This is a genomic window from Erysipelothrix larvae, assembly GCF_001545095.1.
Classification (GTDB): Bacteria; Bacillota_I; Bacilli_A; order Erysipelotrichales; family Erysipelotrichaceae; genus Erysipelothrix; species Erysipelothrix larvae.
In genome coordinates this window covers 1,027,459-1,052,241 of record NZ_CP013213.1, presented here as the reverse complement: position 1 = coordinate 1,052,241, position 24,783 = coordinate 1,027,459, and the positions used below count along the sequence as shown (strand labels likewise).

Here is a 24,783-nt window from a genome sequence, read left to right as displayed (position 1 = left end):
AAAACATCAAAAATACGCTGAACATTCGATTTTTAAGATTGTGTGGAGCCAAAACACTTGAAGTCACCTCATCTGAAGTTTCAAAGCAAATATGGTAATGGTTTAGCGTATCACTTCTGTTATCAAATTATGAAGACTCAATTTTAAAATAACGACAATTGATTTGTTTCTTGTAAGTGGTTTGTGACACCCAATGCATCAAGTTTAGATAAAAGTGTTGTACTTAAACCAGTTCGTTTAATAAGATCTCGTTTGGATATAAACTCACTTTCAATCCGTGCTTCAACAACCGTTCGTGCAACCGCATCACCCAATCCGTCAATAACATTAAACGGTGGAATAATCCCGTATGGATCATCTGGGTCGAGTTTGAACTCAGTCGCATCTGATTTCATCAAATCAATTGGATTGATATGGAAGCCCCTGCTTTGCATTTCTATAGTGACTTCTAGGGTATCGATAAGGGACTGTTCTTTCGTTGAGACATCGCGTTTAGTTTCAAAGTTTTTTAATCGCATTCTGATATTGTCCAAACGTCTTTGAACTGAATCTAAAGGTGCAGTCATTGTCTCAATCTCATATGCATTCACCCGTAAAGTAAAGTAAACAGCATAATATGTGAGCGGATGATGCACTTTAAACCAAGCAACCCGGATTGCCATCATTACATATGCAACCGCATGGGCTTTTGGAAACATGTACTTAATCTTTTCGCAAGAGTCAACATACCATTCTGGTATATTATTTCGTTTCATTTCTTGCTTCCATGCATCATTTACACCCCGACCTTTACGCACCGATTCCATGATGTCAAAGGCAAGTTTAGGTTTGAGTCCATGCAACATGAGATATACCATGATATCATCACGACATCCAATAACATCTTTTAGCGTTAAGCCATTTTCAATAAGCGTCTCAGCATTGTTTTTCCATACATCTGTACCATGAGAAAGACCGGATATTCGCACTAGATCTGAGAAAGTATCTGGACGTGTTGCTTCAAGCATCCGACGTACAAATTGCGTTCCAAATTCAGGAATTCCTAAGGCCCCTGTTTTTTCATGATATGTTCTCGTATCAACTTTGAGCGCATTTGGAGTCGAGAAAAGTGAAATCGTATCTGGGTCACTCATTGGAACTGTGTTAATATCAATTCCAGATAAGCGTTCTAACATCTTCATCGCAGTTGGATCAACATGCCCTAAAATATCAAGTTTTAAGACATTATCATGAATATCATGGAATTCAAAGTGCGTTGTCTTCCATGCAGATTCTGGGTTATTTGCTGGATATTGAACCGGTGTAAAATCATGGACATCCATATAATTCGGAATAACAATAATCCCCCCTGGATGTTGTCCTGTTGTTCGTTTAACACCTTCGGCAGCAAACGATAAATAGGTAGCCCACGCTTGACTTGGGTTTCCTTGGTTGGTATTTTCATAATAGCCTTTTACATATCCAAACGCAGTCTTTTGCGCAACGGTTGAAATGGTTCCAGCACGATAGACATAGTCTTCACCAAAGATTTCTTTGGTATAGGCATGCGCAACTTCTTGATAAACTCCAGAGAAGTTTAAATCAATATCTGGGACCTTATCCCCTTCAAACCCTAAGAAGGTTTCAAACGGGATATCTTGCCCTTCACCAATCATCGCCTCACCACAATGTGGACAGGTTTTGGGTGGAAGGTCAAATCCAGATGAGTATTCTCCATCCGTGAAAAATTCACTATGCTGACAGTTTTTACAAATATAGTGTGCCGGCAGTGGATTTACTTCAGTTATTTTTGCCATAGTTGCGACAAGCGAAGAACCTACAGATCCCCGTGATCCGACGAGGTAACCATCATCCAACGATTTTTTTACCAATAAGTGTGAAATATAGTAAATTACGCCAAACCCGTGTCCAATAATTGAGTTTAATTCTCGTTCAATACGATCACTAACAAGCACTGGCAGGGTTTCTCCATACGTTTGATGTGCTGTATTATACACAATTTCTTTTAAGAGCTCATCACTGTTTTCAAGTTTTGGTGTGAAAAGTTTACTTGGTATTGGTTCAATTTCTTCCAATTGATCAAAAAGTAAGTTTGTATTTGTAATAACATACAATTCCACATCTTCTTTGGAAAGATATGGGAACTCTTGCATCATTTCTTGTGTGGGTCTAAAGTGTTGTTTTGGTGATTTGAAATTCATACGGCGGGTTTCATCATAGATATATAACGGGTGACGTGAGCCACCAATTCCTTGCGAATGAATATAGATATCCCGCACGATTTGTTGTTTTGGATGATTATAATGTGCATCACCTGAGGCAATGATTAATTTATTGCATCGTTTTGCCATCGCAATGATCCGTTGAATCACCTGAACTAAGCGTGCTTCACTTTCAATGACATCCCGTTCTACAAGATGACGGTAGGTATCAAGTGGCATAATTTCAATATAATCATAGAACTCGATTGCTTTTTGAAGATGTGCATCACTTTTGTTCATGGCAGTTTCAAATACATCTGAGTTACTGCATCCTGCACCAATAAGCAATTGGTCGCGATGTGATTCGATTTCTTCTTTAATAATACGGGGCTCAGCAACAAATTCTGCTGACTTTGTCGCACCAAATGATGCAAGGTAAGTTGTATAGGACAGACTAATGAGTTCATACAGTTTCTTAAGTCCTGCTTGATTTTTAGCCACTACGGATATATGCGATTTTCTTGTCTTAGCATATGCTGTTTCATCACTTAATCGGTTTAAATCATCCACCGTTTCAAATGAAGCAAGTTTTTCTTCACGAAGCATGTGTGCAAAAACATGGGCAAGGATTTCAGCATCATAGTCAGCTCTATGCGCTACATCATCGTCATAGGTGATTTTAAGAAGACGTGCAATACTTCCAAGACGATATGAGCGACGGTTTGAATACAACGAGCGCGCCAAATCCAGTGAATCTACACATGAATTATCGATGGGTGGCATTCCCAGTCTTCGGAGTGTTTCTTGAATAAAATCATAGTCAAAGGTTGCATTATGGGCTACCAAAACTCCATCACCGATAAATTTCAGCATGGTATGGATTGCTTGTTCAATTGTTGGCGCATTTCTTACATCATTATCAGTAATGTTTGTAAGTGCTTGGATGGTTGGTCGAATTGATATTGGCGGTTTTATAAACATCTGCATCTTATCAACGGTTTGTCCGTTCACGACTTTAACCGCACCAAATTCGATAATATGATCATAATAGGATGATAATCCGGTTGTTTCAAGGTCAAAAATAATATACGTTGTATCGTGCAAGCTTTGACCTTTTGGATTTTTGGCGATGGTCAGATTTTTATCTGCCAAATTCATTTCCACCCCATATCCTACTTTAAACGGTTGATCTGGATTCTTTTTCTTGAGTGCACGAGCTGCATTGTATGCCTTAGGGAAACTTTGAACCCCTTCATGATCTGTAATCACTAACCCTGGATGTCCCCATTCATGGGCTTGTTTAATATACTCACTGACATCACTCACCCCATCCATTTCTGAGATAGTTGTATGGAGGTGAAATTCAACTCTTTTCTTGTCGCTGGTATCATCGCGTTTAAAAATCGAATCAATCAAGGTAAATCGCTTCATCTTAAAGATGTAGTCTTGTACATAGGGTTTGTTGTCGTAAATATAGTTGCCGTAAAAACGTGCAAAGGTTCCTTTTTTTAAGATGTCATCTTCACTCTTATAATATTCACCGATAATAATGGCTGCTTCACCATCTTCAACAAAATATTTAACACTAAAATCACCCGATTTCAGTTGGAATATTTCAACTTCAAAAATATGTCCTTCAACCACGATGTTATTTGCATCTTCAGTCAATGCCCGTAACTTAATCGGTTGGTAATCTGTAATTTTTACATTTTGACGCGGTACTCGTTTTAAGTCACTGGAGGCATCTTGTTCACGCACGGGTTTTATAGGTGCTTCATTGCGTACAATGACCTCTAGTTCATTGGATTCACGAATTGTTTTGACTTCCATTTCACGTTTGATTCCCACTTCAGAAAGCCGTGATGATAAAAGTTCAAAACCTTTTCGAATTTCTCGAGTTGTTGCTTCATCTTTAGATAAAAAGATAATTTCATCATTTTCAACATTAAACGGAATGCCTCTTAATTCACGAATGCGCGATTGTTGCACAAAGAAATCGACATAATCCATAAGATCTTTAAACGCGATCTCAGAAGCACTCGTATTAATTTTTATGGATGTTGGCATTCTTAAACTCGTAATAAAAGCCTTACGTAACGCATAAAATACAGTGTAAGGCAGGATAATGTGTGATTCAAGTTCTACTTCGACTCGTTTTTCTTCTTGAATGTATGTTGATGACGTAATCGCTACATCATCGAGTTGGGAAAGGATTTCACTGTCTAAGTTTAATTTATTAAATACTGATTTCATCAGATCTCCTCTCTTATTTTACTAATTTTTCAAACGCATCTCTTGCAGCCATTTGTTCGGCTCTTTTTTTACTTGTTCCAATCCCCTTGCCAAAAACAAGGTCATTAAGTTTCACAACCACTTCAAAAGTGGGAGCATTTTGAGGTCCCGTAACACTGATTACTTCATAGGTAACCACATCTCTTCGATCGGATTGAACAAATTCCTGTAGTTTTGTCTTATAGTCCATTACAGACATCGCATTGTATGCTTCAAGATCATCCGGTAATACTGCATAAATTAATTTTTGCGCATTTTCTAATCCGGAATCAATATAGATGGCACCCGATAAAGACTCGAAAATATCCGCAACAATTGAGTCGCGGTTACGGCCTCCGTTACGTTCTTCTCCTAAACCTAATACAAGATATTTCTCCAGTCCAAGCTTACGCGAATATCCTGCTAAGGCTTCTTCACATACAAGTCGTGCACGAATGAGTGTCATTTCGCCTTCACTCCAATGATTTTTATGGTTAAATAAAATGTTTGATACACTAACTTGTAGTACAGCATCACCCATAAACTCCAACCGTTCATAATCTTCTTTATAATCTGTTTTTTCGTTCATGCATGAAGAATGAACAAATGCTTGTTCAATAAGTGCTTCATTGTTTACTGGAATATCAAGTTTTTTTAATAAATCCCAAATTGTCATGTCTATCACCTTCATCTATTATACACCATCAATTCCATTTTTGTTTATACGAACTATATCTATAATATTTTTATAATCTTGATTATGAGGATGGTGTAAAATTTCGTGGGCATCCAACTTCGCTTGATTTAAGATTGCGACATCTTTTACCACATCTCCTAGTATAAAGTTAGGAATGCCACTTTGTCTAGACCCTAACAGGTCCCCCATGCCCCTGTTTCGCAAATCTTCAAGGGATAAGTCAAACCCGTTGTTTACGTGTGTCATAAGCTCTAAACGCTTCTTAGCATCGTCCTTGTTGTCACTCAGTAAATAACAAACACCTTGAATAGCACCTCTACCAACACGTCCTCTGAGTTGATGTAGGGTTGCTAATCCAAAGAGTTCTGCGTTATAGATAATCATTGTATTCGCGTTATGAACATCAATCCCAACTTCAATGACCGTTGTGCAAACTAAAACATCAATGGATCCCTGTTTGAATTGTTTCATGATGTCATCTTTTTCTTGCGCTTTCATTTGCCCATGAAGCATCCCGATCCGATACCCTTTGAGTGCTTGTACCATTTGATCATAGATTGCACTGACAGTTCGAACCCCGCGCATATTTGTCGATTCTTCAATCGCTGGGCATACAATATAGATTTGTTCTTTCTTAGATAAGCGATCATGCACATCATCCATGATTGATCGCATGGAGTTCTCTTCAATAAATACAGTATTAATTGGTTTTCTAAAACTTGGATATGTTTCGATCGTTGATACATCTAAATCAAAAAATAAAGAAGCTGCAAGGGTTCGTGGAATCGGCGTAGCGGATAACAAAAGGATATCGGGTTTATCAGACTTGTTAATCAGTGATTCACGTTGACGCACACCAAAGCGGTGTTGTTCATCAATGATAATGAGTCCGAGTTTCTTAAACGAAACTTTCTCTTGAAACAGTGCGTGTGTTCCGATGATAAGGTCTACATCACCCTTGGAAATTGCGTCCATGACAGACGGTTTATCGGATGTCGATTGTGATAAGCTTGCAATCTTAACTTCTGGTATTAATTGTTTTATTGACAACACATGTTGTTCCATAAGAACATCTGTCGGTACCATAAAACAAACTTGATATCCTTGTTTGATAACACAAAGTGCAGCAAGTACAGCAACCACAGTCTTACCACTCCCTACATCTCCTTGTAAAAGACGGTTCATTTGCCGTGGTGCTTTTAAATCTTTCACAATGTCTTCAAGTGCAATCAATTGATCAGCAGTTAATAAATATGGAAGACTTTTTATTTTCGCATTTAAAGCATCTTGATCAATTGAAAGCGGGCTTTTTTCAAGACGGTTCATTTGATTCATTTGACCATACAATTGATACATTAAAAATTCTTCATATTTCAAAGTGCGATATGCAGCTTGAATTTGCACATCATTATCAGGCATGTGAAGGTATTTCAGCGCAGTTTGCCGATGCAGTAATCGATACTTTGCAACAAAATCTTGCGGAATGATATCTTTAAGCTCAACATGGTTTAAAATCTTTTGGATTAGCCGTGTAATTTCGAATTGTTTAATGCCTTGCTTTGTGGCATAGACTGGTTTAATTCCAAGTTGTTGTTCAAGGGGTTGATTTGTGACTGATTTTGCTAAAAACTTAAATTTACCATTATAAGTACCGTGAACAATAATACGTTGTGCATAATGTTCTTGTTTTAAATACGGACGGTTAAAAATCACAACGCTGATAATCTCTTCATCTACTAGGACTTCAAATGTTGTACGCGTTTGATTTTTGCCAAAACGATAACTTTTGAAAGCAGATAATAACGTCCCTTCAAATACAACCTCATCGCCTTCTTTCCATTCATTAAATGGAATAGTGACGCGATATTCATAGCGAAACGGAAAATGATTTAAAAAATCGAGGTCATTTTCATACCCTAAATCATGAACGATGGCTTGTTGTTTTTCGGTTAGATATTTCATAGTCTCACAATTAGAGTATAACTCCAATCCCTTCTTATCTTTTACTTAATTAACTCTATGTATATGTTAAGTGATAAAGTGACTTAATTCAAGACACAACATTTTAAAAATAATGGATTCTCTTCTCAGTTTTTGTATTGTTTACTTGTGCATATTATAGCGTTATTTTTACCTTAACCTTAAATATGCATAAGCACGTCTTAACTCCTATATAAATTAGAAGAGATGAAATGAAAAGAACCTAACATGAAGTGTTAAGTTCTTTAATTACTTATGATATTAATAATTATTCAACACCAATAATGTAAGCGTAAACTGGTTGATCTCCAAAATGAGCTTCAACTTCTACATCAAATGTTGATTCAATGTAAGCGACAAGATCATTCAGTTGATCTTCTGTTGTATCTTCACCTGCAAGTAATGTCACAAGTGCACTGTCATCATCAATTAATTGATCAATAAGGCGTTTCGTGATTTCTTGTTTATCTTGACCTGATACAACAATATCTTTTTCAAGAATTCCCATGAAATCATTTGCTTTAATCTCAATGGAATCAAAAACAGTATCTTTAATTGCGTAGGTTACTTGACCTGTCTTAGTGTGTTGAATTGCTTCAACCATTTCTTGAATGTTTTCGTCAATATCAACCTCAGGGTTGAACATAACACATGCTGCTAGTCCTTGAGGAATTGATTTTGTTTCAAGTACACGAATATCTTTATCTTCAAGTAAATCCTGTGCTTGTTTTGCAGCCATAATAATATTTGAATTATTTGGCAAGACAATAATATGATCAGCATCAATTGTATTAATCATTTCAATGAAATCTTCAGTTGAAGGATTCATAGTTTGACCACCACTGATAATATACTCAGCACGCAATTCATTAAACAATTCAACAATACCATCTCCAGCTGCAACTGAAACAATCGCATATTTTGAATGTTCTTTTGCAACCGGTTTTGTTGCATGAGGAACATCCGATTCCATGATTGTATGGTGTTGCTCAGTCATGTTCTCAATCTTCAGTTTTAGGAATTCTCCATAACGTTGCCCAAGATTCAATGCATTTCCTGGTTTTAATGTATGAACGTGAACTTTAACAAGGTCTTCATCCGTTACAACAACAATTGAATTCCCTAAAGATTCAAGTTCGGATCTGAATGTTTGTTCATCATAGCGTGATGCATTTGGATCCAGTTGAACAATAAATTCTGTACAGTATCCAAACTCGTCACTTTCCATATTTGCACCAGCAGATGCAAGATCTTCTGATACTTCATGGGCTTCAATAATTTCACCCTTAAGCGCAGATAAAAAACCTTCAATTACTGCAACATATCCTGCGCCACCACTGTCAACAACACCAACTTCTTTAAGAACTGGTAAAAGTTCAGGTGTATGTTCAAGTGACTTGTTTGCTTCAGCAAGTAATACTTCGAAGTACTCTTCAAGTGTAGCGGATTGATTGAGTAAGGTCCAATCGTATGCAGCTTGAGCACTTTCACGTAGTACCGTAAGGATGGTTCCTTCTACAGGACGCATAACTGCTTTATAAGCAACTGTCTTTCCATTTTGAAAAGCATTTGCAATTGCTTTTAAATCAGCTTCTTTCAGTGACTCTACGGATTGCGCAAACCCTCTGAATATTTGAGATAAGATTACCCCTGAATTTCCGCGTGCACCCATTAAGAGTCCACGGGATAATGTTTTCGATACATCCCCAATGTTTGACGAAACAATCTTTCGTGCTTCGCTTAACCCATTGGTGAATGTTAAATTCATATTTGTTCCTGTATCACCATCTGGCACAGGAAAAACATTTAAAGCGTTAATTTCGTGATGTTTGTTTGATAGATTATTTGCTCCGCTTTCAAGCATTTTTAAAAATAAATCACCATTTATATTCAATGTCATATTACTTCACAACCTTTATTCCCTGTACGAAAACATTTACAGATTTTAGATTGATTTGTAACGTTTTCTCTAACATGTATTTAACTTTCTTTTGAACTTCTAACACGACTTCGGAAATCTTAACATTATAGCTTAATACAAGATAAAGGTTAAGTTCAAATCCTTCGTCTGATCCAATTACTTCAACCCCTTTGGAGTAATTTTCACCTTTTAATAGCTCGGCAAATCCATCTTTAAAGAATTTTTGTGATGCCATTCCCACAACACCATAACATTCGGTGACAACGCCACCTGCTAACATAGCTATTGCTTCGTTTGTAATATTAATTGAACCAAATTCATTTTGTTTCTCAATTGACATGATAAACCTCCTCCATTTTACTGATTACCCCCGCATGGTTTCGCAATCGAAACCTGTGAGTCTGGGACATCCTCATAATAATCGAGGAAATAAATACATCGATTATCCGGATGATCTCCGTTCATTACACTGGATACTATCTCAGTATAATGATTCATCAACATCATGTTTTCAACACTCGTAAACACTTTAAATCCGTTGTTCATAACAAATCGCATATAAAGCGTTTCAAACTCATTTACTTCATAATGAATCTCAGATATATTGTAGAATGCTGTTTTTTCAATCCGAGATAACTTATCAGCAAATTCTGGATGAGCGTTGATGATATCATTTGTAAATCCAACAAGCAATGGAAAGTCAGCATAGGAATTTGATGCAGTTACATACAGCGCATTATCCGCAAATAAAACGGTAGGTCCTTCTGCAAGATATGCAACAACTTCTTTTTCTTTGACATTCAAAACAACTTTCCCTTTAGTATAATACACGTTTGTTTCACTTAATGCAACACCGGGAATATTTGATATGCGCCGATTTACGAAATGCGAAAGTGTAAAAATCAGACGGTCTCCAATCTCTACATTACTCTCATTAAGTATTATATCACTATTAATGTAATTATTGCCAACGACATCCACCGAAGACACCCGTGAGAATGGTTGGTTATCGACATATACAATACCCGATATCACTAAAACAAATACTAAAATGAACATAATGCGTCGCATGATGCGTTTACGACGACGTTTTCGCGCAAGCTTCTTTTTCGCAAGCAGCTCCTTTTGAACTTTCTCTACATGAGACTCTTGCTCTTCATGTACTCTACGTCTACTCATACTAGGCACCTATCGTTTTAAGAAGCGCTAGGATTCTTTGATTGGCATCAGGTCGAGCAAAGGTCGAAACAGCGGTTCCAATCGCCTTAAGTTTAATCGAATCACCCATAAGATCGTCAATTGCATCCATTAACACGTCTGTTTTTACACGATCTTCTTCAATTAAAACACAGGCACCTTTATCCTCCAAAGCTTTTGCATTATAGAGTTGATGGTTGTTTGCAACATACGGACTTGGGATTAAGATTGATGGGGTTTTAAAAGCAGCAAGCTCAGCGATTGTTGTCGCACCAGAACGCGCAACAACTAAATCAGTGACACCCAACAAAGCCTTTTGATCAACAAATGGTTCAACTATGACATTTGAAGGAACCTGTTCAATCCGTCTGATAAACGATTGATACTCATTTGCTCCAGTTGATACCACAAGTTTATACGGTTTGTCCTTAACTTTTGGAATCAGATCGACCATCACATCATTCATTGTTTGAGCACCTTGTGATCCCATCACATATAACACGATGGCATCAGTATCTTTTATACCCAATCGTTTCATTTCATGTTTGGAATCAATTTGTTTTGGATCAATGGCACCGCGGGGATTTCCGTATTGATAAACACTTTCAACACCCTCAAAAGCCTTGTCATAACAGGTGATTATTGCGCGTGCATAGCGTGCAGCCATCTTGTTTGCTTTGCCTACATAAGCATTTTGTTCATGAAGTACAACAGGTATATTCAAGCGATGTGCTGCGAGAACACAGGGTAAAGTTACGTACCCTCCGAATGCAAAGAGAAGATCAGGTTTTTGTTCTTTAAGAATCTTTCGTGCTTCTGAAATTGCACTGAATTGACCCGCAACTGCTTTTACTTTATCCAAAACACTTCCTTGAAGCCCTTTGTTGTGAATCGCGAAAAACGGATACCCTGCTTCAGGGATAATCCGTGATTCCATTCGGTCTTGATTTCCAATAAAGAATATACTGGTATCTGAGTTTTCTTTTGCGTAATCCGCAAAGGTTAATGCAGGATAGATATGTCCTCCACTACCACCTGTTACGATACATATTTTCATAAACACTTACCTCACTTCTTAAAACATTGAATCATTATAAGGGATTTTTAAATGTTCATATGCTTTTTGTGTTACCACACGTCCTCTTGGTGTTCGATTGATAAAACCAAGCTGTAATAAATAGGGTTCATAGACATCTTCTAAAGTCATGACTTCTTCAGAAATGCTTGATGCGATTGCTTCAATGCCAACCGGCCCACCTTTAAAGCGCTCAATGATTCCTTTTAGGTATCGAATGTCTACATCATCCAACCCTAAAGAATCCACCTTAAGTTGATTGAGTGCGTAATCTGCAATTGATTCGTCAATAAAATCATCATTCATCACAAATGCAAAATCGCGAACACGGCGAAACAATCGATTTGCGATTCGTGGAGTTCCGCGTGATCGAGATGCGATTTTTTTTATCGCTTCATGATTAATGCGGGTATCCATAACCCGTGATGTACGTTCAATAATTTGACACAGTTCATCATGTGTGTAGTAATCTAGTTTTGATACAATCCCAAAACGATCACGCAAAGGTGACGACAAATCACCTGCACGCGTTGTAGCACCTACAAGTGTAAAGGGTGGTAAATCGATGCGTAAAGAACGTGATGTTGCATCTTTGCCAATAATGACATCTAACACAAAATCTTCCATCGCTGAATACAAAACCTCTTCAACAACCTTAGGAAGCCGATGAATCTCATCAATAAATAAGACATCACCAGGTTCTAGTGACGATAATAGCGCCGCTAATTCCCCACTGCGTTCAATACTTGGACCACTTGCAACTTTAATCCCAGAATTCATTTCATGGGCAATAATATGGGCAATCGTTGTTTTTCCAAGACCTGGAGGTCCATAAAATAATAGATGATCCAAGGATTCATACCGCGCGCGAGCGGCTTGAATAAATATAGAAAGATTCTCTTTTAATGCTGTTTGACCAATGTACTCATTGAGCGTTTTGGGTCTTAATGACAATTCTGAATCCATTGATTCTTGATCAAGTTCCGGTGCTACTAATCGACTCATTCAATCATCCCTTCTATCGTGCTAATAATTTTAATGCTTGTTTAATTAAAGTATTGATATCTGTTGCTCTTGATTCGTGAAGTTGTGTTTTGATGCTGTTGATTTCACCACGTTTAAATCCAAGGTCTCCCAACGCAACTGCCACATCTTCAAATAAGCCGTCAAACTTAGAGACTGGTGCATTGCTTGAAGCACTGACCAATTTCCCTTTCAAATCAAGGACAATCTGAGAAGCCATCTTTGGTCCCACACCTGGCATTGTTTTCAAATAAGTGTGATTCCCTGCTTCAATTGCATTTACCAAATCGCTTGAAGGTACTTTTTTCATGATACCAAGTGCGACCCTAGGTCCGACACCTTTTACCGTGATTAAGCGATTAAAAAGATTTAAATCTTCACGCGATTCGAATCCATACAAAAGAATGGCGTCTTCACGAACATAGTAATAAGTATGTAATGTAATATTATGATTTACTAAAATTGAATGGGTCGTTGGACAAAACACTTGATATCCAAGACCATTCACATCAATGATTACTGCATCTTCTTCTTTAAAAACACAAGTTCCTGAAACATAAGCTATCATTTATATCACCACTTCTATTCTATCACACCTTCATCAAATTCAAATTGAATATCGCCTAAGATTACGGTATCACCATGCTTACATCCTGCATCACGCAAGGCTTGGTCAACACCCAATCGTTTCATGGCCATACCAAATTGAATGGCTTCATCTTCTTCCTGAACATCAAACTGATCAAAGAGTTTATCAATTTTTTCACCAGTTACTTCCCATAATCCAGGGTTTAATGGAACCACTTCAAACTTAGGTTTTGGCGCTTCATATTTGAATACAACTGTTTCAGCTTGTTCAATTTCTTTTTCTTGACGGTTTTCATCCAATAGATCGGCAAGTCGATACAACAGTGCATCCTTTCCTTCACCAACAACAGTAATCATTTCAAAAACTTCAACTTCAGGATAGGCTTCTTTGAAGCGTTTTAGGTTTGCTTTTGCTGGATCTAAATCCATCTTATTTGCAACAACTACCATCGGTCTTTCTAAAATATCTTCTGAGTATTGTAAAAGCTCATTGTTAATGACCTTAAAATCTTCAACAGGATCTCTTCCATCTTCAGCACCCATATCAACAACATGACACAAGACACGGCATCGTTCGATATGACGCAAGAACACATGCCCCAATCCTTTTCCTTGATGGGCATCTTCAATAAGTCCTGGTAAGTCAGCAATGACAAAAGAGCGACCATCATTACTGCTCGCAATACCTAAATTTGGTGAGAGTGTTGTAAAGTGATAATCCGCGATTTCGGGTTTAGCACGTGTTACAACTGAAAGTAGTGTTGATTTCCCAACAGATGGGAATCCTACTAGTCCAACATCTGCAAGTAATTTTAGTTCAAGCACTAGTTCTTTTGTTTCACCAATTAATCCTTTTTCAGCATAAGTTGGCGCAGGATCTTTATGGGTTTTGAATCGTGCATTCCCACGACCCCCTCGTCCACCATTTGCAACAACAACCCGTTGACCCTGACGTACGATATCTGCAACAACTATATCCTTTTCAATATCTTTAACAATCGTCCCTAATGGTACAGGAATCACGATATCATCAGCACCTCGCCCATGCATTCGTTTATTCTTACCATTTTGCCCACGATCGGCTTTCACAATACGATGGTACCTAAAGTCAAGTAACGTTGTTTTATTGGAATCACCCACTAAAACGATGTCACCTCCTTTACCGCCATCTCCACCATAAGGCCCACCTAGGGGTACAAATGGTTCACGTCTAAAAGACGACATACCATTGCCACCATTACCAGCAATGACCTTAATCTTAACGCGATCTACAAACATGTAATCACTCCTTTAAAAAAATAAATCCCCTAGAACCTAGGGGATTAGATTTGTTACGCTACCGGATAAACCGAGATACAACGGCGTGAACGACTGATGCGTTCATATTTAACAACACCGTCAACTTTTGCAAACAATGTATCGTCACCGCCACGTCCTACATTTTGACCTGGGTGAAGCTTTGTTCCACGTTGACGATATAGAATTGAACCAGCAGTTGCGAATTCACCATCAGCACGTTTAGCTCCAAGTCGTTTCGCATGAGAGTCACGACCGTTCTTTGTAGAACCTACTCCCTTTTTCGAAGCGAACAACTGAATATTTAATACGAATTTCATCGGATGTCCTCCTTTTCAAGTATTTGTATTGCATCAGAATGTGAGAATTCAATTGTTTTCAATTGAGTTAATACAAACTGAAGTAAAATTTGATTTGTTTTATTTACCGTCATACATCGTATAGAGATGTATGGTTCTTCATTCATAATTAATTCACTGTTATCGTCCAATTGATCAAAACCATTTAATGCGCCTGTCATTACTGAACTGACGCCTGCACACACCAAATCATACCCTGGATCATTTGTATATGCATGACCCGATACTTCAATGCGTTCAATGGAATCTTTTGAACGTGTAACAATAACCTGAATCATTTTTTAGCCTTCGATTGCTTCTACAACCAAACGTGTGTAAGGTTGACGATGACCTTGGCTCTTACGAGTAGAACTCTTCTTAGAAACATATTTGAAGATTTTGATTTTCTTACCTTTGCCATGTTTTTCAACTTTAGCAGTAACCGTTGCACCTTTAACATATGGGGTACCCACTTTAAGAGTGCGGTTTTTCACTGCGACAACAGTATCGAAAACAACAGTTTCTCCTTCAGCTACATCCAATTTCTCTACGTAAATTGTTTGGCCTTGTTCTACCATTACTTGTTTTCCACCAGTTTCAATAATTGCGTACATACTACACCTCCTTATTTTAGCATAAGACTCGCCATATTAGGTGGATACTTAAATCTCTTAGGGAACCTATATATGTGCGGTTGTATGTCTTGTAAGGACATCAACCAGTCTATAACGCCTTTATATTATATATAAAATGGGGGTGGTTGTCTAGCATTACTTTCTCTTCTTCATAAATTTACCACACTTATACACCAACAATGTCATAAAGCCAACTAAATTACTTGTTTGACCAATAAAAAAAGTGGCCTATCAGGTAAAAATATCTTATATCAAAAAGATTTCGATTCTTTTATCTTCTCATTTAATATGTTATCCTATTCATATGGAAAAGAGGGGTTTTTTTCAATGAAGAAAAGAAAAATTAGACGTTGGGTTGTTTACGCACTCGTCTTTGTACTTGTCGGGGGGCTGACTTATGCAGGGATATGGTTTTACAACGCCGTTTCCATACAATTTCCGGAAAATATGTTAAATGTAGAACAAACAAATAAAAACTTTGGTAGCCAAAAAACAATTAAAGATAAAACATCCAGTTATTTTATCGTCCAACATTATCCACATACTGGTGTTGAACCACTTGATCAATGGATTAAAGAAAGTACGGATGCAATTCGCGAGCAAGTTAAGAAAGAAGTTTTAATAAACGCAATTGTTAAAGAGGGTGAAAAACCCTATGAGTTTCTGCAAGATTATGCTTCAGAGATTCTGGATGGAAACTTTATATCCATTAAGATGACTGCTTATCTCAACAATCAAATTTATAATACCGAGTCAAAAGTATTTGATAAGCGTCTCAATCGTTTCAGTTCTGTTAATGATTTTTTCAAACCACTCGCACTTCGTCGCTTAACAAATGAAGCACGCGAAAGTATTGATATGGGTGAAATGAGTCGCATGGACTTTCTAAGTAAGGTTTCATTATTAACAGGCACTGAGAATATTTTCATTAAGGGAACTACCTTTACGTTCACCTTCAGTGACTCCTTATCATTCACAAAAGATATGGCTGAAAACGAAAATTATTTGTTATTGAATCTTGGTGATTTGAAATCAAATGATTCACCCGTTTACCCGACTTATGTCGCACAAGGGGTTGATCCACAATCTAAGCTCATCGCCCTTACATTTGATGATGGTCCGCATATGGAATTGACGGCTCAAATAATGGATATTCTTGAGAAATACGATGCACACGCAACATTCTTTGTAATGGGTAGTCGTGTTGAAGGCCGCGAAGAAATTCTTGTTGATATGTTAAATCGAGGCCATCAACTGGCAAATCACTCTTGGAATCATCCAAATTTCACCAAATTGAAACCTGAAGAAGCACTTGAACAAGTTATCAATACAGAAAATGCGTTGATCAAAGCAACTGGGTATGAAGGGCCTTATTTTGTACGACCTCCTTATGGTGCGATTAATCCAGGACTTCGCGAATTAATTGACCGTGTGTTTATCAATTGGACTGTCGATTCAGAAGATTGGCTTTCAAAAGATGCAGATGCAATATGTAAGCATATCGACTACGCTGCATTTGATGGTTCCATTGTACTCATGCACGATATTCATGAATCAACTGCACAATCACTCGAATGTGTGCTCAGTTCACTCAAAGAAGATGGGTATACCTTTGTAACAGTTCGTGAACTACTCGAAGCACGTGGTCAAGGACCAAACTCTGGCCAACTCTATCGTGAAGCAGTGAAGTAATGAAAAGAAATTCATCGTTGAATTTCTTTTTTTTATGAAAAAGACATCCCTAAAGATGCCGGATATTAAACTTTACTTGGGGTTTTCACTCGCAACACTATTTCTTGGGGTGAGGTAATCTTGCTCTAGCCTCTGTCTTTAAAGAAGTTTGGGGATTTCTGTTGTAAACTGATTATCTTAGACCAGCAGAATAAAAAATCACTTTACTTTATGCACAATTAAGTGCTGTATTAAAGTGATTTTTTTTGTATTATTAGTTTAACGAGGTTAATAAAATGGTAGAAACCCCAAGTTTCCAGACCTAAGTTTCTACCAATCCAATACCTCCTATAAAGGAGTAAGAATATGATAACAGTTTTCTCAAACACATTCAATAATAAACAGTTTTCTCAAAAGGAATATTACAAATTTCTCAATTCAATTAATCCAAAAACAATACCTTGTCCGTGCTGTTCAAAAACAGATACACTGATTCGTTATGGATACTATCCGAAAACCATAATTACTGGGCGATTAACCATTGTCGTAGAAATCGCACGTTTCTTTTGTAATCAATGTAAGAGAACTCATGCAATAATACCAAGTAACTTACTTCCCTATTTTCAACTGTCTGTACCCACAATTGAAATAATATTAACCCATGAACTTGATAGCACGCTTTTAACTGATATTGATGAATCAACATATATTCGGATAAAAATACGTTTTAACGATTATGAATCGGTGAGACATTTAAGTTATTTGGAACGATTGAATTACTTCATATTATCCACAAAACGGAATATCTATCATTCCGCCATTACTTCACCAACATGAGAAAAATAGTTTTAACTCCTCAGATTGAATATAATGAAGATGGTTATTTAAATAACAGACAATCATTTTTATATTTAGGAGCAAGATACATAATGAAACCTTATCAAAATAGTCAAAGAGAGGCAGGGTTTCTATGAACGCTAATGCCACTCTTTTAAGTAACGAAAAAATTCTTGAATTATTTAACTTAGAACACCATCAAGTCCAGAAGATTGATATCAAAGGTCAAAGTGACGCATTGAATGTGTACATTACGCTTCAGGTAGAGGAACAAACATGCCCAATTTGTGAAAGCAAAACATCCACAATCAAAGATTATTCTGAAAAGAAGCTTCTCCACTCACTGGTAACACATATACCCTGTTACATTCGTTACCGTGCACGACGTTATAAATGCACAACGTGTAATAAATGCTTTTTTGAACACAATCCATTTGCGTATCGAAATATGAAGATTACTCAGCTGACCGTATATAATGTCCTGAATGATCTTAAATCGCCACATGAAACGTTTACCACAGTTGCCAATAGATATCGGTTATCTCCCACTACAGTATCATCTATTTTCGATTCCCACGTTTCTGTCTCCAGACAAAAACTACCCGCTTATCTGCTTATTGATGAATGTTATGCGTACCACAGTGATCGCAGTGATTATGTATGCGTTCTTATTGATGCAATGACAAAGAATATCGTAGATATATTACCGTCCCGTAAGAAACAAGACTTAGTCGCGTATTTTAGCCAAATCCCCCTTGAAGAACGCAAAGGAGTCTTAGGTATTGGAATCGACATGTGGTATAGCTATAGAGTCGTCGCAAAACAATTCCTTCCAAACGCGTTTATCAGTGTTGATCGTTTTCATGTTTATAGTGATTTAATGAAACGTATCGACTCTATTAGGGTAGACACTATGAAGAAACTAAAACCTCCTAAGAACTGGAAGCAAACAGAAGATAAAGTCAAAAGACAAGAATATTATAAGCGTGACCAGCAATACTATCTGCTTAAAAAGTTCAACTGGTTACTCTATAAAAACCCCAAAGCAACAACCACAGTTAAAGATAAGAAATACAATATATTTGATCCAAATGTACCGAAACAACGCAATAAGAAATTGGGAAAGTTTCTAAACCTTTACGACATAATAGACCTAATTCTTCAAACGAGCAATGGCCTTGAAGATGCATATAACATGAAGTTCTTACTCGATCAATTCTTCAATGAATCAAAAGCTGAGAATGCACACGAGAATCTGAACACACTCATCAGAGTGATGGCTCAGAGTAGAGTTGCATCAATCGTTGATTTTAGCCGAACTTTAGGAAAGTGGAAAAATGAAATTGTCGCAACTTTCAATAAAGTAGAAAAATGCACAAAGGTCACAAATAAGAAAACAGGAGAAACCCATTATGAAGTTTCCATAACACACATAAACAGTGCGTTGATTGAGAATCGAAATCGCATAATCAAGCAAATAAAAAACAATGCAAGTGGCTATCGTAATTGGGAGCGGTTTAGGAATCGTGTGTTGTATGTGCTTAATGAAGACGCAACATATCGAATTAACCCAATAATTAAAACAACCTATGACAAAGGACTCTCTTAAGAAATGACTCATTATTGATATACTATAACAAAAAGAGGGAAGCTATAGTCATGTGCGACTACGCTTCCCTTTGGTCTTTAACAAACTTGTTTGGGGTAACTTACTCCCCAAGTTATTTTATATCATTTTCTGAATTATCCCCAAGTTATTTCAGACCGCCAAGATGCCTCATCAACCCTTATTTATGGATTTCATTTTGGTGAGATTGAGTGTGTAATAGAATGTCGCACCCTCACCTTCTTCACTTATAACACCATAAGAAGAGCCTGTTGCTTCACAAATTGCCCTTACAATTGATAGACCCAATCCAGTTGAGTTTTCATTGCGTCGATGATGTTTATTAATTTGAGCATATCGGTCCCACACTGTGTTTTGGTGTTCTTTTGAAATGCCAATTCCATGATCAATAACGCGAACAGTCACAAGATTCTTGTCTACCAATGCTTCAATAATAATTGTATTATCCTCTCCGACAAACCGAGTGGCATTATTGATAAAATTATAGAGCACCTGTCCCATTTTAATTTCGTCGGCTTTCACGAAGATTCCCTCACGAACATTAACAATAAAATTAATGTCTAGTGAGAAGAATAAACGCAAGGTTGCTTTTACATGAGTCAGTAATTCGAACTCTGTCTCATTAATAACATAGGCTTTTGATTCATATTTAGACAAAGTAAGCATATCGTTGACTAAACGCTCTAAATGATCTACCTCATTCACAATCACATCAAGATGTTCTTCGCGTTTGAGTGGATCATCACCTGAAATGTCTTTAATCATTTCAGCATAAGCTTTAATCATTGTCAGAGGTGTTTTGATATCGTGTGACACATTTGCTACAAGGTCGCGTCTTAATTCATCAGTTTTACTAAACTCACTGGTCGCATAGTTAAGAATTTCGGAAAGTTCAATTGCTTCATTATACCCTTCACCTGTGAATTCAACATTAAAATCACCGCTGGCTAATTTTTTTGCACTGTTGTTTATTGTTACAAGTGGATAAGCCAGATGCCTTGATAGCATGATAGACAATCCGGTTGCTAGTGCGATAACAATCATGATTACCACAAAAAACTGATTCTTTAAAATGGTAACAGTGGAGTCAAGTAGTTCCATGGGAGTATTCACAAATATATAAAATTGTGAATCACCGACCGCCATTTCTTTGCCAAAAAAGGACATAGATTGGTCAAAAAATTCATTGGTAAATGGGAAACTAATTGAACCAGTGGCAGCATTTTGAATCAAACTGATGTATTCTTGGCGTGAATTTGATGTAATTCCACGAAGAAAACAATTTTGACCCATAAGGTCAACCGCAATCAGTGAAACTTCAATACCAGTATCAGAATAGATAATGCCACACATGTTTTGTTTTGCAAACAATGTACGTAAATTTGAATCTTTTTGGGTTATATCTAAATTGCTTTGATAAATTCGCTCTGCTTCATTTACTGTGTCGGAGATTGTACGCTCACGATTTAGTCGATAATAGGGTTCTAAAAATGTAATTTGTAACATCCACAAAATTACAATAATGGTTCCAACTAAAGTAAGAAAATAGAACCAAACCCTAAATGACATGTTATTTATCTTGGACTTCAAATTTATACCCTACGCCACGTAAAGTAACGATATAATCGCGATAAGGTCCTAAACTTTGACGCAACATTTTAATATGTGTATCAACAGTTCTGAGATCACCATAAAAATTGTATTTCCAAACTTTATCTAACAGCGCATCTCGGGTGAGTGCCATTTTTTCATGTTGCATTAAGTAAACAAGCAGGTCAAATTCTTTAGGCGTGATATCAATGCGTTCGCCGTCAACTGTTAAAGTACGTCCGACAACGTCAACAACCAATCCACCATATTCATAGGTTTGTTGGAGGCCATTTTTTGAGCGTTCACTCACAGCTTTAATACGTGCCATAAGTTCACGGGGTGTAAATGGTTTGGTCACATAGTCATCAATTCCCAATTCAAATCCTAGAAGTTTATCAAATACTTCTTGACGTGCTGAAAGCATGATAATTGGTACATCTTTAATGGCTTTAATTTCACGGCATGCGGAAAATCCATCAAGATTTGGCATCATGATATCCATCACGACTACATCAAAATCTTGTTCTTTAATCATTTGAAGTGCAACCAGCCCATCGCTTGCTTCATGACAATCATACCCTGCTGCCTTTGAGTACTCTTTTACTACATTTCTAACATTCACTTCATCGTCTACGATCAATAATTTAATCATAACTTACCTCCACTTTACATTATTTTATATCACTAATTTGCGATTAGTGCAAATCACTTGGTTCTCTAAATATTTTTATCTTATCCAATATAATGGTGCCTTGTTCTTTCATGTTCCCTTGGACAAGGACCATATCACCTTTGTTGACCAACTCACCAACACTATCATAAAGATTTGGAAACAAAATCGCATCACATGTGCCTGTATCATCACTAATACTTAAAAACGCCATCATTTTACCATTTTTTGCACGATGCTTTTTAACTTTATCTACAATTGCTACAAGTTTGATATCATTCATCGGTGCTTTGAGTGATACCAACGATGGCAATTGGTGTTTTTTCTTAAACGATGTTGTTGGATGTTCACTTAAATAAAACCCAAGCGTTGATTGTTCGCCATATAAACGATAAGCAGACGAATCTTTTTGAGCCGCTAAATAAGGAACACTCACTATTGAGAAATTGAATCGCATTGATTCATCCGTTATGCGGACAAGATCTGCGTATTGAAGTAAATCTTCTAATCGATTTCTAAGAACACTTCGAGAATCAAAGAGTGAATCAAAGGCTCCCACATCAATCAAACTCTCAAGTTGTTTTCGATTGAGCTGAATCTCTTTAAGTCGGGCAAAGCATTCAAAGATTGATTCAAACTGACCATATGCTTCGCGTTCTTCAACAATCGTCTGTGCGGTTGATTGACTCATCCCTTTTAATACTGAGAATGGTACGCGTATGCCACCCTGTTTGTAGGTATATCCATCATAGCTTTCATTGATGTCAATCGGTAGGATTGTTAATCCACGGCGACGACATTCATCCAACGTCTGCCCTGTTTTTTGATCACTTCCAATTGAGGAGGTGAGAAGATATGTATAGAATATTTCTGGATAGTTGGCTTTAAGATATGCCATTTGATAGGATATCAAACTGTATGCTAATGAGTGCGACTTATTAAATCCATAATTTGCAAACTTATATATCAACTCGAAGATTTCAACTGCTACCGATTGAGTATAGCCATTATTTAAACATCCATTCACGAAATCTTCTCGTAAACTCTCAAGGACCCCTGCGTCTTTTTTACCCATAGCACGTCTTAAGATATCTGCTTTTCCTAGGGAGAAACCTGCAAACACTTTCGCAACTTCCATGATTTGTTCTTGATAAATTAGAACACCATGTGTTGAGGTTGTAATAGATTTTAAGTTCTCATGAATATACGTAATCTTCTGTGGATTGGCCTTATTTTCAATATATACTGGTATATTTTCCATTGGACCGGGTCTAAAGAGTGCATTTGCGTCTACAATATCCGTAAATTGCATGGGTTTCATCCGTCTTAACAGCTGTTTCATCCCATCTGACTCAAGTTGGAATATCCCCAAGGTATCACCATCTTGAAGCATTTTAAAAGTTTGAGGATCATCAAGTGGGATGTTTTTTAAGTTAAAGGATGGATCTGTTCTATTGATTTCATCCACCACATTTTGAATGATTGTAAGGTTTCGAATGCCTAAATAATCGATTTTGATAAGACCTAATGATTCAATATTAGTCATATCAAATTGAATGCATTGGTTGTCTTCATCAATTTGATATAAAGGACAGATATCGATCAAATCACCTTTAGATAATACAATCCCAGCAGCATGCATGCTTACATGTCGTGGTAAATTTTCAAGCTTGTTTGCAAGTTCAAATGCAGCCTTAATTTGGGCATCCCCATTCACGACTGTGCGAAGTCGTGCACTTTTATCAAAGGTGTTTTGAAGCGAATCATTTTCCAAAAGCTTCGCAACTTGATTCACTTTACCAATGGATATCTGTAAGACACGCGCTGCATCTCTAAAACTTTGTTTTGCTTTTAAGGTTCCAAAGGTAATGATGTGCGCAACATGGCTGTTCCCGTATTTTTCTTTTGTATAAGCAATTACCTCATCCCTTCGATTATCCGGGAAGTCAATGTCAATATCTGGCATTGTAATCCGTTCTGGATTTAAAAATCGTTCAAATAGGAGCCCATATTTCATCGGGTCGACATCGGTAATTCCTAAGGAATAGGATACCAAAGATCCCGCAGCACTCCCACGTCCTGGCCCCACATTAATGCCATTTGTTTTTGCATAACGAATAACATCATAAACAATTAGAAAATAATCCGTGAACCGCATTGATGTTATCACATTCAATTCAAACTCAAGACGCTCAAGATAGTCTTTAGACAGTTGATTGTTCAAGCGTTTCTTGAGCCCCATTTTACTCAATTCACTCAGGTACACTTCATTTGACACGTGATGATTGTTTTCAAACTGCGGTAGTTGTGTTTTCGACTCATATAAATTAATGGAACATGAATCCGCAATATGATCTGTAACATTAACAAGTTGTGTGTCGTAGAGTTCCAACATTTTTTCACTGGGAATAAACCATCGATTAGGATTGAGACTTAATGAACTATCATGAAGGTGGGTTCCCTTGTCGATTGCACGAAGTGCTTGGTAAATATCATGGTCCTTTTCATCTTTGTAATATACTTTAGGGAGCGCTACACACTTGATATCATGGTTTGATGCCATTAATCTTAATTGTTGATTCGATGCTTTAAAAAACCGTGATTCTTGATGAGAAAGACCGATGAAAAAAGTCGGGCATGCTTGTTTAATAGTCAACAGTTTGGATTCAATCGCTGTCCAATTGTTTTGAAGGATGTCCGCATCAAAAGGACCAGACTCACCGTATAAGATGAAGAAAACATCTTCTAATTGATCTTTAAAGTCTTCATATTCGATTGGTTTTTTTTGGCTCATTTTATATGAAAGTCGATATAATAACTTTAAGCCTTTGTTATTACGAGCAATCAATAAACTTTCATAGTCTTCAATGTTAATTTCAAGTCCGATAATCGGTTTAATTCCGTGTTTTAAAGCAGCATTATAGAAATCAAGTGCTGAAAAAAGCACATGGTGTTCAGTCAGAGCAACTGAGGTATAGCCACGGTTTTTTGCAGTTAAAACAACATCCTCAACAGACATTGTTCCATTAAGTAATGAAAAATGACTTCTTACGCTTAAATGAACGGCCACACCTATCACCTCTTGATATTATTATACATGAAGAACCTATAAATAACTGAATAAATAATACAAATCAGTGTGAAAACATAAATATTTTTGTATCTC

At 37.0% G+C, this 24,783-nt stretch carries 19 protein-coding genes and 1 other annotated feature; of the genes, 3 read left to right on the top strand and 16 right to left on the bottom strand.

Going from position 1 to position 24,783, the window contains the following annotated elements:
• Positions 1-143: 143 nt before the first annotated feature.
• The 13 genes from AOC36_RS04830 to rplU form a co-directional block, all read right to left on the bottom strand.
• Positions 144-4,454, bottom strand: a complete 4,311-nt coding sequence (locus AOC36_RS04830) for a PolC-type DNA polymerase III (protein ID WP_067631971.1) — start codon at positions 4,452-4,454, stop codon at positions 144-146.
• A 13-nt stretch (positions 4,455-4,467) separates the two neighbouring features.
• Positions 4,468-5,148 carry a ribonuclease III gene (gene rnc, locus AOC36_RS04825; RefSeq protein ID WP_067631969.1) on the bottom strand — a complete coding sequence of 227 codons (681 nt, stop codon included), beginning with the start codon at positions 5,146-5,148 and terminating at the stop codon, positions 4,468-4,470.
• An 18-nt stretch (positions 5,149-5,166) separates the two neighbouring features.
• Complete coding sequence (locus tag AOC36_RS04820) at positions 5,167-7,131, bottom strand: ATP-dependent DNA helicase RecG (protein ID WP_067631967.1); 1,965 nt, start codon at positions 7,129-7,131, stop codon at positions 5,167-5,169.
• A gap of 286 nt (positions 7,132-7,417) precedes the next feature.
• A complete protein-coding gene (locus AOC36_RS04815) occupies positions 7,418-9,049 on the bottom strand; it encodes a DAK2 domain-containing protein (RefSeq protein ID WP_067631965.1) in 1,632 nt (543 codons plus the stop codon).
• A 1-nt stretch (position 9,050) separates the two neighbouring features.
• A complete protein-coding gene (locus tag AOC36_RS04810) occupies positions 9,051-9,410 on the bottom strand; it encodes an Asp23/Gls24 family envelope stress response protein (RefSeq protein WP_067631963.1) in 360 nt (119 codons plus the stop codon).
• A gap of 17 nt (positions 9,411-9,427) precedes the next feature.
• Positions 9,428-10,249, bottom strand: a complete 822-nt coding sequence (locus AOC36_RS04805) for a cell division protein FtsQ/DivIB (protein ID WP_067631961.1) — start codon at positions 10,247-10,249, stop codon at positions 9,428-9,430.
• Position 10,250: 1 nt separating this feature from the next.
• Entirely contained in the window at positions 10,251-11,324 is a 1,074-nt protein-coding gene (murG, locus tag AOC36_RS04800) for an undecaprenyldiphospho-muramoylpentapeptide beta-N-acetylglucosaminyltransferase (protein WP_067631959.1), read from the bottom strand.
• Positions 11,325-11,342: 18 nt separating this feature from the next.
• The gene (ruvB, locus tag AOC36_RS04795; RefSeq protein ID WP_067631957.1) at positions 11,343-12,347 is read right to left on the bottom strand and encodes a Holliday junction branch migration DNA helicase RuvB; all 1,005 of its coding nucleotides are present in this window, start codon (positions 12,345-12,347) and stop codon (positions 11,343-11,345) included.
• Positions 12,348-12,360: 13 nt separating this feature from the next.
• A complete protein-coding gene (gene ruvA, locus AOC36_RS04790; protein WP_067631956.1) occupies positions 12,361-12,933 on the bottom strand; it encodes a Holliday junction branch migration protein RuvA in 573 nt (190 codons plus the stop codon).
• A gap of 14 nt (positions 12,934-12,947) precedes the next feature.
• Positions 12,948-14,231, bottom strand: a complete 1,284-nt coding sequence (gene obgE, locus AOC36_RS04785; protein ID WP_067631954.1) for a GTPase ObgE — start codon at positions 14,229-14,231, stop codon at positions 12,948-12,950.
• A gap of 53 nt (positions 14,232-14,284) precedes the next feature.
• The gene (rpmA, locus tag AOC36_RS04780; protein WP_067631952.1) at positions 14,285-14,569 is read right to left on the bottom strand and encodes a 50S ribosomal protein L27; all 285 of its coding nucleotides are present in this window, start codon (positions 14,567-14,569) and stop codon (positions 14,285-14,287) included.
• Positions 14,566-14,886 carry a ribosomal-processing cysteine protease Prp gene (locus AOC36_RS04775; protein WP_067631950.1) on the bottom strand — a complete coding sequence of 107 codons (321 nt, stop codon included), beginning with the start codon at positions 14,884-14,886 and terminating at the stop codon, positions 14,566-14,568. The genes rpmA and AOC36_RS04775 overlap by 4 nt, the downstream gene beginning before the upstream one ends.
• A 3-nt stretch (positions 14,887-14,889) precedes the next feature.
• Positions 14,890-15,201, bottom strand: coding sequence for a 50S ribosomal protein L21 (gene rplU / locus AOC36_RS04770; RefSeq protein WP_067631948.1), 312 nt, complete (start codon positions 15,199-15,201; stop codon positions 14,890-14,892).
• Between the two features lie 14 nt (positions 15,202-15,215).
• Positions 15,216-15,293, bottom strand: a sequence feature (ribosomal protein L21 leader region).
• Between the two features lie 256 nt (positions 15,294-15,549).
• Here rplU and AOC36_RS04765 point away from each other — a divergent pair.
• From AOC36_RS04765 to AOC36_RS04755, 3 genes are all read left to right on the top strand, one after another.
• Positions 15,550-16,914 carry a polysaccharide deacetylase family protein gene (locus AOC36_RS04765; RefSeq protein ID WP_067631946.1) on the top strand — a complete coding sequence of 455 codons (1,365 nt, stop codon included), beginning with the start codon at positions 15,550-15,552 and terminating at the stop codon, positions 16,912-16,914.
• Between the two features lie 345 nt (positions 16,915-17,259).
• Positions 17,260-17,730 carry a DUF6431 domain-containing protein gene (locus AOC36_RS04760; RefSeq protein WP_067629969.1) on the top strand — a complete coding sequence of 157 codons (471 nt, stop codon included), beginning with the start codon at positions 17,260-17,262 and terminating at the stop codon, positions 17,728-17,730.
• A gap of 133 nt (positions 17,731-17,863) precedes the next feature.
• Positions 17,864-19,339, top strand: a complete 1,476-nt coding sequence (locus AOC36_RS04755; RefSeq protein ID WP_067629964.1) for an ISL3 family transposase — start codon at positions 17,864-17,866, stop codon at positions 19,337-19,339.
• A 171-nt stretch (positions 19,340-19,510) separates the two neighbouring features.
• On the opposite strand, the gene AOC36_RS04750 is transcribed toward AOC36_RS04755, so the two are convergent.
• The 3 genes from AOC36_RS04750 to dnaE all read right to left on the bottom strand — a co-directional run bounded on the left by AOC36_RS04750 (position 19,511) and on the right by dnaE (position 24,687).
• A complete protein-coding gene (locus AOC36_RS04750) occupies positions 19,511-20,863 on the bottom strand; it encodes a sensor histidine kinase (protein WP_232505395.1) in 1,353 nt (450 codons plus the stop codon).
• A gap of 64 nt (positions 20,864-20,927) precedes the next feature.
• Entirely contained in the window at positions 20,928-21,599 is a 672-nt protein-coding gene (locus AOC36_RS04745; RefSeq protein ID WP_067631942.1) for a response regulator transcription factor, read from the bottom strand.
• Between the two features lie 43 nt (positions 21,600-21,642).
• On the bottom strand, positions 21,643-24,687 hold the full coding sequence (gene dnaE, locus AOC36_RS04740; RefSeq protein ID WP_067631939.1) for a DNA polymerase III subunit alpha: 3,045 nt from the start codon (positions 24,685-24,687) through the stop codon (positions 21,643-21,645).
• Between the last annotated feature and the right edge of the window lie 96 nt (positions 24,688-24,783).

Bases quoted from the DNA above. Each gene is read 5' to 3' on its own strand.
- AOC36_RS04830 (WP_067631971.1), bottom strand. From the start codon at position 4,454: ATGAAATCAGTATTTAATAAATTAAACTTAGACAGTGAAATCCTTTCC.
- rnc (WP_067631969.1), bottom strand. From the start codon at position 5,148: ATGACAATTTGGGATTTATTAAAAAAACTTGATATTCCAGTAAACAAT.
- AOC36_RS04820 (WP_067631967.1), bottom strand. From the start codon at position 7,131: ATGAAATATCTAACCGAAAAACAACAAGCCATCGTTCATGATTTAGGG.
- AOC36_RS04815 (WP_067631965.1), bottom strand. From the start codon at position 9,049: ATGACATTGAATATAAATGGTGATTTATTTTTAAAAATGCTTGAAAGC.
- AOC36_RS04810 (WP_067631963.1), bottom strand. From the start codon at position 9,410: ATGTCAATTGAGAAACAAAATGAATTTGGTTCAATTAATATTACAAAC.
- AOC36_RS04805 (WP_067631961.1), bottom strand. From the start codon at position 10,249: ATGAGTAGACGTAGAGTACATGAAGAGCAAGAGTCTCATGTAGAGAAA.
- murG (WP_067631959.1), bottom strand. From the start codon at position 11,324: ATGAAAATATGTATCGTAACAGGTGGTAGTGGAGGACATATCTATCCT.
- ruvB (WP_067631957.1), bottom strand. From the start codon at position 12,347: ATGAGTCGATTAGTAGCACCGGAACTTGATCAAGAATCAATGGATTCA.
- ruvA (WP_067631956.1), bottom strand. From the start codon at position 12,933: ATGATAGCTTATGTTTCAGGAACTTGTGTTTTTAAAGAAGAAGATGCA.
- obgE (WP_067631954.1), bottom strand. From the start codon at position 14,231: ATGTTTGTAGATCGCGTTAAGATTAAGGTCATTGCTGGTAATGGTGGC.
- rpmA (WP_067631952.1), bottom strand. From the start codon at position 14,569: ATGAAATTCGTATTAAATATTCAGTTGTTCGCTTCGAAAAAGGGAGTA.
- AOC36_RS04775 (WP_067631950.1), bottom strand. From the start codon at position 14,886: ATGATTCAGGTTATTGTTACACGTTCAAAAGATTCCATTGAACGCATT.
- rplU (WP_067631948.1), bottom strand. From the start codon at position 15,201: ATGTACGCAATTATTGAAACTGGTGGAAAACAAGTAATGGTAGAACAA.
- AOC36_RS04765 (WP_067631946.1), top strand. From the start codon at position 15,550: ATGAAGAAAAGAAAAATTAGACGTTGGGTTGTTTACGCACTCGTCTTT.
- AOC36_RS04760 (WP_067629969.1), top strand. From the start codon at position 17,260: ATGATAACAGTTTTCTCAAACACATTCAATAATAAACAGTTTTCTCAA.
- AOC36_RS04755 (WP_067629964.1), top strand. From the start codon at position 17,864: ATGAACGCTAATGCCACTCTTTTAAGTAACGAAAAAATTCTTGAATTA.
- AOC36_RS04750 (WP_232505395.1), bottom strand. From the start codon at position 20,863: ATGTTACAAATTACATTTTTAGAACCCTATTATCGACTAAATCGTGAG.
- AOC36_RS04745 (WP_067631942.1), bottom strand. From the start codon at position 21,599: ATGATTAAATTATTGATCGTAGACGATGAAGTGAATGTTAGAAATGTA.